The 11,009-nt window shown below is 67.8% G+C and carries 13 protein-coding genes and 1 pseudogene; 6 read left to right on the forward strand and 8 right to left on the reverse strand.

Features of this window, described 5'->3' with window-relative positions:
- Window positions 1–48: 48 nt before the first annotated feature.
- Window positions 49–1,539, reverse strand: a complete 1,491-nt coding sequence (locus tag ACFU6I_RS36030; RefSeq protein WP_384374801.1) for an LCP family protein — start codon at window positions 1,537–1,539, stop codon at window positions 49–51.
- Between the two features lie 151 nt (window positions 1,540–1,690).
- Here ACFU6I_RS36030 and tatA point away from each other — a divergent pair, with 151 nt between their 5' ends.
- Window positions 1,691–1,909 carry a Sec-independent protein translocase subunit TatA gene (gene tatA / locus ACFU6I_RS36035; RefSeq protein ID WP_384374804.1) on the forward strand — a complete coding sequence of 73 codons (219 nt, stop codon included), beginning with the start codon at window positions 1,691–1,693 and terminating at the stop codon, window positions 1,907–1,909.
- A gap of 16 nt (window positions 1,910–1,925) precedes the next feature.
- On the opposite strand, the gene ACFU6I_RS36040 is transcribed toward tatA, so the two are convergent.
- Together ACFU6I_RS36040 and ACFU6I_RS36045 are read right to left on the reverse strand one after the other, a co-directional pair.
- Entirely contained in the window at window positions 1,926–2,156 is a 231-nt protein-coding gene (locus ACFU6I_RS36040; protein ID WP_384374807.1) for a hypothetical protein, read from the reverse strand.
- Window positions 2,157–2,245: 89 nt separating this feature from the next.
- Window positions 2,246–2,683, reverse strand: coding sequence for a sec-independent translocase (locus ACFU6I_RS36045; protein ID WP_384374810.1), 438 nt, complete (start codon window positions 2,681–2,683; stop codon window positions 2,246–2,248).
- A gap of 186 nt (window positions 2,684–2,869) precedes the next feature.
- Between ACFU6I_RS36045 and ACFU6I_RS36050 the strand changes: the two genes are divergently transcribed.
- The 3 genes from ACFU6I_RS36050 to ACFU6I_RS36060 all read left to right on the forward strand — a co-directional run bounded on the left by ACFU6I_RS36050 (window position 2,870) and on the right by ACFU6I_RS36060 (window position 4,877).
- On the forward strand, window positions 2,870–3,445 hold the full coding sequence (locus ACFU6I_RS36050; RefSeq protein WP_384374813.1) for a TerD family protein: 576 nt from the start codon (window positions 2,870–2,872) through the stop codon (window positions 3,443–3,445).
- Between the two features lie 136 nt (window positions 3,446–3,581).
- The gene (locus ACFU6I_RS36055) at window positions 3,582–4,121 is read left to right on the forward strand and encodes a TerD family protein (RefSeq protein WP_384374815.1); all 540 of its coding nucleotides are present in this window, start codon (window positions 3,582–3,584) and stop codon (window positions 4,119–4,121) included.
- A 171-nt stretch (window positions 4,122–4,292) separates the two neighbouring features.
- The gene (locus ACFU6I_RS36060) at window positions 4,293–4,877 is read left to right on the forward strand and encodes a TerD family protein (RefSeq protein WP_384374818.1); all 585 of its coding nucleotides are present in this window, start codon (window positions 4,293–4,295) and stop codon (window positions 4,875–4,877) included.
- Window positions 4,878–4,938: 61 nt separating this feature from the next.
- Here ACFU6I_RS36060 and ACFU6I_RS36065 read toward each other — a convergent pair whose 3' ends face one another.
- The 4 genes and pseudogenes from ACFU6I_RS36065 to ACFU6I_RS36080 all read right to left on the reverse strand — a co-directional run bounded on the left by ACFU6I_RS36065 (window position 4,939) and on the right by ACFU6I_RS36080 (window position 7,936).
- Window positions 4,939–5,475 (reverse strand): hypothetical protein, encoded by a 537-nt coding sequence (locus tag ACFU6I_RS36065; protein ID WP_384374821.1) that lies wholly within the window; start codon window positions 5,473–5,475, stop codon window positions 4,939–4,941.
- A 79-nt stretch (window positions 5,476–5,554) separates the two neighbouring features.
- Window positions 5,555–7,093: an alkaline phosphatase gene (locus ACFU6I_RS36070; RefSeq protein WP_384374824.1), complete on the reverse strand. Its 1,539-nt coding sequence runs from the start codon at window positions 7,091–7,093 to the stop codon at window positions 5,555–5,557.
- A gap of 163 nt (window positions 7,094–7,256) precedes the next feature.
- A pseudogene (locus ACFU6I_RS36075) lies at window positions 7,257–7,484 on the reverse strand (BlaI/MecI/CopY family transcriptional regulator); the annotation flags it as partial.
- Complete coding sequence (locus ACFU6I_RS36080) at window positions 7,460–7,936, reverse strand: hypothetical protein (RefSeq protein WP_384374827.1); 477 nt, start codon at window positions 7,934–7,936, stop codon at window positions 7,460–7,462. The pseudogene ACFU6I_RS36075 and the gene ACFU6I_RS36080, both read right to left, overlap by 25 nt.
- A gap of 58 nt (window positions 7,937–7,994) precedes the next feature.
- Here ACFU6I_RS36080 and istB point away from each other — a divergent pair, with 58 nt between their 5' ends.
- Complete coding sequence (gene istB, locus ACFU6I_RS36085) at window positions 7,995–8,789, forward strand: IS21-like element helper ATPase IstB (protein WP_384374830.1); 795 nt, start codon at window positions 7,995–7,997, stop codon at window positions 8,787–8,789.
- 11 nt (window positions 8,790–8,800) lie between these two features.
- Here istB and ACFU6I_RS36090 read toward each other — a convergent pair whose 3' ends face one another.
- Window positions 8,801–9,268 carry a hypothetical protein gene (locus ACFU6I_RS36090; protein WP_384374833.1) on the reverse strand — a complete coding sequence of 156 codons (468 nt, stop codon included), beginning with the start codon at window positions 9,266–9,268 and terminating at the stop codon, window positions 8,801–8,803.
- A gap of 365 nt (window positions 9,269–9,633) precedes the next feature.
- On the opposite strand from ACFU6I_RS36090, the gene ACFU6I_RS36095 reads away from it, so the two are divergent.
- Window positions 9,634–10,173: a 2'-5' RNA ligase family protein gene (locus ACFU6I_RS36095; protein ID WP_384374834.1), complete on the forward strand. Its 540-nt coding sequence runs from the start codon at window positions 9,634–9,636 to the stop codon at window positions 10,171–10,173.
- Window positions 10,174–11,009: the final 836 nt, after the last annotated feature.

Consider the following 11,009-nt stretch of genomic DNA (forward strand, 5'->3'; position numbering starts at 1 on the left):
CCACCTGCTGCCCCTTCCGTAATCGCTCATCAGCGATAGGGCAATCGCTCAGCCGTACGAGAGATTGGAGCAGGGGTCGTCGTCCGCGGAGCGGGTGTCCTTGGTCGGCACCGCCCCGGGCGGGTTCGAGAGCGTGGCGGTGGGGTTGTCCGCGTAGGACCGCCCAAGGATCACGTTGATGCCGGCGGCGGATACGGAGCGCAGGTCCGTGGTGGCGAAGAGCCGGGCGACCGTCTCGGCCTGGTCCTTCTGGCCCGGGCCGTATTCGATCACGGTGGCCGTGTAGTTCTGGGTGGCGGCCGTGGCCGTGCCGGTGACGGTGAAGTGCGCGGCTTTCAGGGTCTCGGCGGCACGAGCGGCCAGGCCGGTGGCTCGGGTGCCGTTGTAGACGGCCACGGCGATGCCCTGTCCGGAGACCGGTGTGGGGGTGGCCGTGGGTGCCGCCTCGGTGTCGTCGCCTTTCTTGCCGCTGGCGTTCTTGCCGTCGAGGGTGCGGTCCGCCTTGAGCGATGCCCACAGCGCGTCGGCCTCGGGTTCGACGATCGCGACGCGCGCGCCCTGGTAGCGCCAGGGGATGGTGATGAACTTGGTGTTGTGCAGGTCGATGTCCTTCAGGGACATCGCGAAGGCGATCAGCTTGTCCGCTGACCCGAGCCCGGGGTCCACGGTCAGGGACTTCGTCGCGGCGTTCGCGAGCGGCAGCAGCCTGGTTGGCGTGAGTCCGTCGCTCTTGACCTTCTTGAGCAGGCTGGCCACGAACGCCTGCTGGCGCTTGATCCGGCCGATGTCGGAACTGTCACCGATGCCGTGCCGCAGTCGCACGTAGTCCAGGGCCTTCTGGCCGGAGACGGTCTGCTCGCCCTTGGCGAAGATGCGCTCGCCCCGGGTCGCGCGGTTCGGGTTGAGGTCCTTCTGGTACACGTCGTTAGGCAGGCACACCCGCACGCCGTCCACGACGTCCGTCAGGGCGGCGAAGCCCTTGAAGTCGACGACGACGGTGTGGTCGACGCGCAGTCCGGTGAGCTTCTCGACGGTGTTCTGGGTGCACGCCGGGTTTCCCTGGGCTGTCTGGCCCACGGTGTACGCGGAGTTGAACATGACGTTGCTCTGCGGCTTGGTCCACGTGCCGTCGGGAAGCCGGCAAGGCGGGATGTCAACGAGGGTGTCGCGGGGGAAGGACACCGCGACGGCGTGCTTGTGGTCCGCGTACACGTGGAGGAGGAAGGCGGTGTCGGAGCGGCCTATGTCGTGCTTGTCCCCGCCGCCGAACTCCTCGTTCCCGCCGGTCCGTGCGTCCGAGCCGATGACCAGGACGTTCTGTCCCTTCGTGGTGGCGGCGGGGCGATTGTCGGAGAGCCCGTCGGCGCCGAAGGTGGAGATGTCGCCGTTCAGCTTCAGGTAGACCCAGCCCACCCCGGCCGTCACCAGCACGAGCAGCGCCAGCGCCGCCACGAGCAGCCGTCCGCCGCGCCCGCGTTTGCGGCGTCGGCTGGGCGCGGCGCTACGGTGCGCGTGTGTGGTGTGGTGTCTGCCTGCCATGCGTGTGCCCTCGTTCGTCCCGACCCATACAGAGGGGACGACGACTGGCCCCACCCAAAGGTTGTACAGTTGCGCAATCTAGCAATGATCATGACGGTGCGGCGACGTCAGCGTTCCCGTGCGAATGAGCGAGAGGAAGGACGGGGCAGCGATGTTCGCGAACTCTCTGCACCCCTGGCACCTGCTGCTCGTAGCACTTGCCTTCATCCTGCTGTTCGGATCGAAGAAGCTTCCGGACACCGCCCGCGCGCTGGGCAAGTCGATGAGGATCCTCAAGAGCGAGACGAAAGCCATGAAGGCGGACGGTGTCCAGCAGGGCGACGCCCCTTCGACTCCTCCGGCCTCGGGACCTCGCGACTTCACCAGCTGACGGCGCGCTCACCGCGCTACGGGCTGGCCGGGTCGTACCCGTACCGCAGCAACTCGTCCTGTACGGGCGGGACGAGCCGGTAGACGTGGAGCGCCTCAACCCTCACCCCGCTGTCAGGCTCGCCGACCACGCAGGGGTACGTCACCTGGAGCATTGCGGGCCGGTTGGCCACCGTCGCCCTCAGCCCGTCCGCCGGCCCCCCGACGAGCAGCGCGCTCTCCCGGGGCGTCGCATCATTCGTTTCCATGGCGCAACTTTAAAGCTTGCGCAAGTTTTGAAGTATCGTGAGGTGCGTCACGCCCGGACGGACCCCCGGCCCACTGGGAAGGCGGCCCGTCACGTCGCATCAGGGTCGTACGAGTGGGATGCGGCCGGTGCGGCCGAGGTGCGCTTGGTCAGGTCGACGCCGGGTGACGGTGAAGTCTCCTCGGCCTGCGAATCGGCTGCTCCGCGGACCATGTCGGCGATCTGTGTCAGTTCCTGGCGTGGGTCCAGAGCGTCACGTAGCTCGGTGAGTCCGAAGGCGTCACCTTCACCGTCCAGGATGTGCTTGCGCACGAACGCCTTCGGGTGCAGGTCCTCGAACTCGAAGTCCTTGAACTCCGGGCCCAGTTCGGAACGGATCTCCTGCTTGGCATTCTCGGAGAACGCCCGCACCTTGCGCAGGAATCCCGTCACATTCTGGATCATCTCGGGCAGCTTGTCGGGCCCGAAGAGCAGCACGGCGATGACTCCCAGCGTGAGGATTTCCATCGCACCTACGTCACTGAACACCGGATCTGCCTCGCCTTCGCTCACGTCTTCGCCGACACGCCGCCGTCCGGCTTGTTGCCGTCCCGGCTACTCGCCGCCAATACTTTAGGTGTTGCGCAAGTGGGGGAACTCGGACGGTAGCCTCGGCGTTGTCACCAGACGAGAAGCCGGCAACGCGGCGCGAACCAGAACAGTGGAGGAAGAGCAGTGGGAGTTTCCCTGGCCAAGGGCGGCAACGTTTCTCTGAGCAAGGAGGCCCCCGGGCTGACCGCGGTCCTGGTGGGCCTGGGCTGGGACGTGCGGACCACCAGCGGCGCCGCCTACGACCTGGACGCGTCCGCCCTGCTCTGCAACTCGTCGGGCAAGGTCGTCTCGGACCGGCACTTCGTCTTCTACAACAACCTCACCAGCCCGGACGGCTCCGTCGAGCACACCGGCGACAACCTCACCGGCGAGGGAGAGGGCGACGACGAGACGATCAAGGTGAACCTCGCCGCCGTACCAGCAGACATCGACAAGGTCGTCTTCCCGGTCTCCATCCACGACGCCGAGAACCGCGGCCAGAGCTTCGGCCAGGTCCGCAACGCCTTCATCCGCGTCGTCAACCAGGCCGACGGCCAGGAGATCGCCCGCTACGACCTCTCCGAGGACGCCTCCACCGAGACCGCGATGGTCTTCGGCGAGCTCTACCGCCACGGCACCGAGTGGAAGTTCCGCGCCGTCGGCCAGGGATACGCCTCCGGGCTGCGCGGCATCGCCATGGACTTCGGCGTCAACGTCTGACCGCATCCCCGAGCTCCCGCCGTCCGGCAGCCCATCACACCCCCCCGGGCATCCGGACGGCGGGCCCGACCGTTCCGCCGCGCGACATCCCGCCGATCCCCTTCCTCCAGCCGCAGTGAGGCGCCATTCTGTGTCCGTGAACCTGAGCGAGGGCCGTCAGATCAGCCTGGCCACAGCGGACGACGCCCTCGCGGTGGTGCGCGTCGGGTTGGGCTGGCGGGCCGCCCGTACAGGGCTCCTCGGTCGGTTCACCGGCCGGGACCTGGAGATGCGCGCGTTCGCTCTGCTCTTCTCGGGCCGCCAGTTCGCCGACGTTGTGTTCCCGCAGAACCAGCTCAGCCTCGACGGCTCAGTTGGCCACACCAGCGGTTACGGACGGGGCGATGACGACACGTTCGCCGTCGGCCTGACGGCTGTGCCGGGCCGCGTGGACCGGATCGTCCTCTCCAAGAACTCCTTCACGGGCCGGACCTTTGAAGCGGTGCGGGACGTCTCCCGCCGGGCCCACGACGATGCCACCGGCCAGGAGCTGGGCCAATTCACCTGCCTGGGTGCCGGCGAGCACACCGCACTGGTCATGGCCAAGATGCACCGGACCGGGGACGGCGAGTGGCGGATGAGCGCAATCGGCCGCCCCGCGTCGGGACAGACGTTTAGGAGTTACTCCCCGCCGTGACCGCCATCTGTGAGACGCGGTCGGCCCGGTCCGCACAATTAGTCGATGCCCACTCGGGGGGGCGACCCTGTTGTTAAGCGGGGGCCAGCACTCCGCCCGGGAAGAAGAACAGCACATGATCCGGACGCACTTCACGTCCCGCGATCCCGCCATGAAGAGGACGATCCACGCATGATTACGCTCACGAAGGAAGACGGCCCGGCGGACCTGGACGGGGTCACCCATATGTCCATCGGCGTGTCCTGGGACCCAACGGCCGGAAGCAGTGGCGGGGTGATGGGCAAGCTCCGCCGCAAGAAGGGCACCGACCTGGACCTGATCGCCATCGCCATGCACAACGGGGACCCGGTGCGCCTGGCCGGCCTCGACTCCCTCGACCCGATGGGCAACGGCTCCCTGATACACAGCGGCGACAACCAGACGGGGCACGGGGACGGCGACGACGAGACCGTCACGGTCGAGTTCGCCCGAATCCCGGCACACGTCACCTCGATCGTGTTCATCGCCGCCGCCTACAAGAAGGGGAGCTCCTTCCAGCAGGCGCGCAACATCAGCTTCAAGGTGTACGACGCGACCGGCGGCAGCTCACAGCAGGTCGCCGACATCTGGCCCAGCCTGCTCACCACCGACAACGGCTGCGCCGTCGCCAAGGCCACGCGCGCCGGCGACAGCTGGAAACTCGAAGTGATCAACCAGACGGGCAAGATCAAGCAGGGCGACGAGCACGCCCTGATGCGCTTCGCTGTGAGCAAGTGACCCGAGACCCGTCAGGCCGCAGCCCCCGGCCCTGCACCCGCGCCAGTCGGGCCGGGGGCTGCTACTCGTTGACAAGTACGGGGACGGAGACCACGGCCGCGGCGGGCGTGCCGCTCAGCTTCCTGGCGGGGATCGTGAAATCGATGCCCGCTCCTGCCGCCCGCCGCTCCTCATGGCCGTTGCCGTGGCCACCAGCTTCGTGCTCCTCCGCGTACTCGAAGGTCCCGGTGCCGAGAAGGCGGCCGTCGGCGCTGTAAAAGGCGGCGCGCAGTTCCAGGGCTATGACGTCGCTGACGTCGGAGGTGATCGCGAGGTGCCCGGTGACGGCCGGTGTGCCGGTCAGGGCGAGGCGGTTCAGGTGCACGCGGTCGGTGAACGGACCTTCCTCTACTCGTACCTTGCCCCGCTGCGGTGGGGTGGAGAGCATCGGCACGGGAGCCGGGGCCGTGCGCGGAGCGGGCAGGGAGGTCGCGGGCGGAGCCGCCGTCGGCAGGGCGGCGGCGGTCCGGCCGGCGTCATCAGAGGCGCCGCAGGCGGTGAGCATGGCGAGGACGGTGAGCAGGACCGCCGCCGCTGCGGGCTTCGAGCGGAGTCTCATCAGTGGTGTCTCCAGTGACGCGGCCCGCGCGGGCCCGGGAACGAGGTCGTTTCCCGGGCCCGCGCCGGCCGTTGGGGGGTCAGTGGCCGCGGGGAGCGGTACCGAACAGGGCGCGGTACATCTTGGGGTACAGCTCAGTGTTGTTCTGGCTGGCGGCGAAGGCGCCGCCGCCCGGACCGTAGGCGAAGATCGGCACGTCGGCGCCGGTGTGGTTGCCCGACAGGTAGGTCAGCCAGAGGCTGGCCTGCGCGGTGCCGTCCTGCACGCCGGCCGGGTCGTCGGCGGTGCGGAAGGTGGCCGGGCCGAAGTTCTTCGCGTCGGCCGAACCCGGGGCGTTGACGAAGCCGCTGGAGCGGGCCGGGTCCTTCACGTTCGCGGAGGACGAGCGCGAGGGGGTGCTGTTGTTGGCCGTGTTGCCCGCGTCGGTGTTGGCCGGGGGCGCGACAGCTTCGGCGTTGGTGAAGCTGCCCTTCTCGATGATGTTGAAGCCGGCGCACTCGTGGTCGGCGGTGACGATCACCAGGGTGTGCCCGTCCCTGCGCGCGAAGTCGTACGCGTCCTTGACCGCGTCGTCGAACGCCTTGATCTCGGCGAGGGTCTGCGCGGCGTCATTGGCGTGCGAGCGCTTGTCGATCTGCGCGCCCTCGACCTGGAGGAAGAAGCCCTTGTCCTTGTCCTTGCCCTTGGCATGCTGCCCGTCGGAGAGCAGGGAGATCGACTTGCGGGTCATCTCGGCCAGCGTCGGCTCCTGCTTCTGCGGCGCGTCGGCAGGGAGCTGGGCCTTGGCGTTCTCGACCGTCAAGTTGCCGCGGTTGAACAGGCCGATGACCTTGCCACCGCGGACCTTGTCGAGGTCGGCCTTGGTGGCGGCCCTCTGGCTGGCGGCGGTCTGCGCGGGCAGGGACGCGTCGCCGAAGCTGCCGAGCACCTGGTAGCCCTGGGCCTGCAGAGCCTTCTGGTCGTCCGGCTCGAAGCGGGCGAGACCACCGCCGAGGATCACGTCGGCGGTGCCGTTACGGGCGATCTGCTCGGCGATCGGGGTGATCAGCGTCCGGTCCGCAGGCGGGGCCTCGTACGTGCCGTCGTCCTTCTTCGGCAGGCAGGCGGCGTCCGAATAGACCGGTCCCTGGCAGCCGCGCAGCAGGGCGTGGCTGAACTGGGCGGCGGGGGTCGCGTCGGTGATCTCGGCCGTGGAGACATTGCCGGTGGCGAAGCCCGCCGCCTTGGCCTGCTCCATCAGCGTCGCGACCTTCTTCTCGTACGCGTCGACGCCGATCGCCGCGTTGTACGTCTTCACGCCCGAGGACCACGCGGTCGCCGAGCTCGCCGAGTCGGTGACCAGGGCGGGCTGGGCGCTGTCCTTCTCGACCGCGTAGGTGGCGACCGCTCCGGTGAAGGGAAGCCGCTCCATGTTCAGCTTGCCTGCGGCACCGTAGAAACGGTCACGGCCGGCCGTGACGTGCGTCCGCCCCATGCCGTCGCCGACCAGGTAGATGACGTTGCGGATCTCCGAACCGCGATCGTCGTGCTGCGGGGCGGAGTTGGCGGACACCGCGACGCCCGCGGTCACCACGCCGGTCACGCCGAGCACGGTCAGCGTTCTTATGCCTTTACGCATGTGAGAGATGTCTCCTTAGACATGCTGTCGATCACACACGGCTCTCCCCCCGGCCGTGAGCGCACCCGGGTCCCCAGGCGCTGCGACGCTAGGCGCACGTGATGTACATGCCACGGCTACCGGGTGACATCCCGGCCAACAGCCTCCGCCCGTGCCGGGCCGCTCAGTGCAGTCGGCTGTGGCGGGGAGCGCTCGCGGAGTCCTCGGCAAGCAGGTCCCGCAGAAGGCGCTCGTCGCCGGGCGACAGTGCGGTGATGAAACCGGCGAGGACGGCCTCCCGGTCCGATTCCGCGTCCAGGAGCCTGCGCATGCGCAGGGCGGTGAGTCCGGCCTCGTCCGCCGTCGCGGTCCACAGGAAGGGCCGGCCTACCCGTTCGCGGGCGACCGCGCCGGCATGAACGGCTCATCGCCCGCGGCGCTACCCGCCTTGAACTCGACCACTACCTGGAGGCCCTGATCCGGAAACCGGGTGCCCTGCCCGGCGCCACCGCCCTCGACCAGGCCCGCGCCGCCGGCCGCTTCACCCCCATCCACGACGCCTGGTGGCAGGCCGCCGTGAAGGCCCACGGCGAACGCGAGGGCACCCGCGCCCTGATCGAAGTCCTCCTCCTCAGCCGCCACCTGCCCCACGAACACCTGATCACCGGCCTCGCCGCAGCGCTGAAATCTGGCGCGTTGACCGCGGACGCAGTCGCCCTGGAAGCCCGCAAGGCGGCCGACGCCGAGCCCGAGGAGCCTGCGCAGCCCCTCGTCCCTGGAAGCCAGCCCGGTATCGCCCCGCTGCCCGCTGCCGTTCGGGCCCGTCTGCCGCCCGACAAACGCCCGCTGCCTTCCGTCGCCCACTACGACCAGCTCCTGCGGCTCCGCCGATCCGACCGCCCCACCCCTTGAGGAGAACGCCGTGTCCCTTCCCCGCCAGCGAGGACTCACCGAGCAGGCCGCCACCACCGCCGTCGACCAGGCATGCAGGATGCTGCGGCTGCCCACCATCCGGTCCCAGTTCCCCGAGGTCGCCGAGAAGGCCGAACGCGAGCAGATGTCCTACCTCGGCTTCCTCGCCGAACTCCTCCTCGCCGAGTGTGACGACCGGGCCCGCCGACGCTCCGAACGCCGCATCAAGGCCGCCGGGTTCCCCCGCGACAAGGCACTCCGCAAGTTCGACTTCGACGCCAACCCCAACATCGACGCCGCCATGATCCACACCCTCGCCAATTGCGAATGGATCAAGAAGGGCCTGCCCCTCTGCCCGATCGGCGACTCCGGCACCGGCAAGTCCCACCTGCTGATCGCGCTCGGCACCGAGGCCTCGATGGCCGGCTACCGGATCAGGTACGTCTTGGCGACGAAGCTGGTCAACGAGCTCGTCGAGGCCGCCGACGAGAAGCAGCTGACCAAGACCATCGCCCGCTACGGCCGCGTCGACCTCCTCTGCATCGACGAGCTCGGCTACATGGAACTCGACCGCCGCGGCGCCGAACTTCTCTTCCAGGTTCTGACCGAACGGGAGGAAAAGAACAGCGTGGCGATCGCCTCGAACGAATCCTTCTCTGGCTGGACCAAGATCTTTACCGACCCCAGGCTCTATGCGGCCATCGTCGACCGTCTCACCTTCGGCGGCAACATCATCGAGACAGGAACCGACTCCTACCGACTCGCCACCACCCGAGCACGCGCCGAGCAACAGGTGATCGGCTGAGCTGCCCAGGTTCAGATGTGGGCCCGGATCTGCTTCACCGGATGGCCCAATCGGTCCGCCAGCGCCGTCAGCTCGTCGTCGCTGAACCAGAGGCGTTCGGGGTTCCAGATGGCGATCTCAAAGCGGGCGAAACCGCAGGGCCAGTCGTATTCCAAGGCGTCCAGGGTGGTTGATGTTCCGCAGCACGGGACTTCGATCGCGAGCGTGGTGAAGCCGTCGTCGCAGTGAGCCTCGAGGAGGTCGCCCCACCACTCCGTATCGATGGACGCCTGACACAAGGGGCAGCCGATTCTCTCCAGGTTGCCTCCACAGTCGACGACGGTCACCACGTCGTGCCACGTCACGTCGATCTCCACGTCCACGCCGCCGGCAGCTCCGGGAGTCAGGTCCTCAACGAGCGCGACGACGCGATCAACCGCATCGCGATCCGGCTGCCACCGCGGATCACTCGGAATGATCGACAGGACGTCCTCGCTCATAGCTTCCCCACCTCGTCAGACCACTGCCACGTCGCGACGCGATGCTATCGATCGCACGTTCTGATGCTGCACCGTCTTGGACCCGATGCGCAGCACGGGTCAACAGGGCGTTCCTAGAAGTCGGCGACATTCCAGAGCCAACCCACCATCAGGTGATGCCGAAACCGATCGACATCCGTTCGTGGTTTTCACCTACGCAGCCAGGTGGCGTTCAGTGATCACCGGCACTCTGGATGTTCACGGGAAATAGCGGCAGCGTCACCGTCTTGGCCGTCCCGCTCGACGGCCTGCTTCGCGGATCGTCGTGATCGTTCAGGGGAAAAGGAGCCGTGCTGTCTGTGGGAGAGGTGACACCATGCGGTGTCATGGCAGATGACAGCACCAGTGCGTTTCAGGCGGGCCAGACGGGGCTCATCGTCCGGATCCCGGAGGCAGAGCCGTCCGTCCACGGGTGGCGTGAACGGCTCGACCCCTCAGCTCAGGCCGGGGTTCCTACCCACGTCACCGTGCTCTTCCCGTTCCTCGACGAGAGCAGAATAGACGCGCTCGTCTCCTCCGCTCTCGCGGACTTGCTGAGCAGCCACAAGGCCTTTGACCTGCGGTTCGAGAGATGTGGTCGGCTCCCGGAAGTGCTGTATCTCGTTCCCGAGCCCGACACGCAGTTGCGGCGGCTCACAGAGGCGATCGCTGATCGTTGGCCTGAGGCTCCGCCGTATGGCGGCCGGTTCGCCGAGATCGTGCCGCACCTGACCATCGCTCAAGGTCAGGAAGACACCGTCTTGGAGGAGATCGAGGCCGACCTCACCGGCAGGCTTCCGTTCACGTCTCACGTCTCGTCGGTAGAACTCTTGGTGCACGACGGCACAAAGTGGCAAAAACGGGCGTCGTTCGCACTCGGAGAATGAACCAAGTCATGCCCCCTGCTGGTCCGCTGCCCTGGCAACCACCTCAGTGACTTCAAAACTCGGGCTCCGGCGACGGCTGGTGGGACTGAGCGCGGCGCCCGAGACTCGGAGCGATGATGGCCCCCGCTGCACCGGCACTGTCAAAACTCGTGAACTGTTCGATTCAGGTTGGGCGCCCAGGGGCCTCCCATAGCGCTGAACAGTTGCTGTCCGTTTTCGTGTACCGAGCCACGCCAGGCGTCGCCAACTGCGCCCCATGTGCGTCCTCACCGGAACTCATGCTGCCCATTCCAGTCCGAGTTCGGCAAGTGCAGTGAGTTGTTGGTCGGTGAGGCGGTGGCGGCGGGTTTTTTTGGTTGGTGAGGAAGACGCCGAGTCGTATGGAGATGCCGTCGGGGAGTTCTTCGACGTGCTGCCTTCCGGCCACGGTCTGCCCCTCCCGCGCGATGTACTGCTGGAGGGCCACGATGCCCCGTGTGAAGGCGGCGGAGTCCTTTCCTGCCCCAGCCTTCGTACTGGCTCGCGCTGATGCCTTTTGGGCCCGTGCAGCCGGTTTCACGCCCGCCTCGCTCAGGCGGCGTTGCTGCTCCGGGTTCAGGCGCGCCCAGTCCCGTGCCTGCCGCGCGAGCCAGCGTGGCGGCACGCTGCCGGCCGTTTTGCTGGAACCGGCGTGACCCGCGACCAGACCGACACAATGGGTGTTCTCACTCCTCGCGGATATGCACCGGACGGCCAGCCCTCGGGGCCGTCGATTTTCTACGGGTTGCTTCCGAGCCTTCGGATCGTTGATGTGGTATGGGGCGTTTCGAAGAGTTGATCGGCCCGTTGCGGGCGAA

The sequence above is a fragment of the Streptomyces sp. NPDC057486 genome, assembly GCF_042802415.1.
In the GTDB taxonomy this organism is placed as follows: domain Bacteria; phylum Actinomycetota; class Actinomycetes; order Streptomycetales; family Streptomycetaceae; genus Streptomyces; species Streptomyces yanii.

What these genes read in the sequence shown, in the direction of transcription:
- ACFU6I_RS36090 (WP_384374833.1), bottom strand. Translation starts at nt 9,268, where the DNA reads ATGAGCGAGGACGTCCTGTCGATCATTCCGAGTGATCCGCGGTGGCAG.
- tatA (WP_384374804.1), top strand. Translation starts at nt 1,691, where the DNA reads ATGTTCGCGAACTCTCTGCACCCCTGGCACCTGCTGCTCGTAGCACTT.
- ACFU6I_RS36040 (WP_384374807.1), bottom strand. Translation starts at nt 2,156, where the DNA reads ATGGAAACGAATGATGCGACGCCCCGGGAGAGCGCGCTGCTCGTCGGG.
- ACFU6I_RS36060 (WP_384374818.1), top strand. Translation starts at nt 4,293, where the DNA reads ATGATTACGCTCACGAAGGAAGACGGCCCGGCGGACCTGGACGGGGTC.
- ACFU6I_RS36070 (WP_384374824.1), bottom strand. Translation starts at nt 7,093, where the DNA reads ATGCGTAAAGGCATAAGAACGCTGACCGTGCTCGGCGTGACCGGCGTG.
- ACFU6I_RS36030 (WP_384374801.1), bottom strand. Translation starts at nt 1,539, where the DNA reads ATGGCAGGCAGACACCACACCACACACGCGCACCGTAGCGCCGCGCCC.
- ACFU6I_RS36095 (WP_384374834.1), top strand. Translation starts at nt 9,634, where the DNA reads ATGGCAGATGACAGCACCAGTGCGTTTCAGGCGGGCCAGACGGGGCTC.
- ACFU6I_RS36065 (WP_384374821.1), bottom strand. Translation starts at nt 5,475, where the DNA reads ATGAGACTCCGCTCGAAGCCCGCAGCGGCGGCGGTCCTGCTCACCGTC.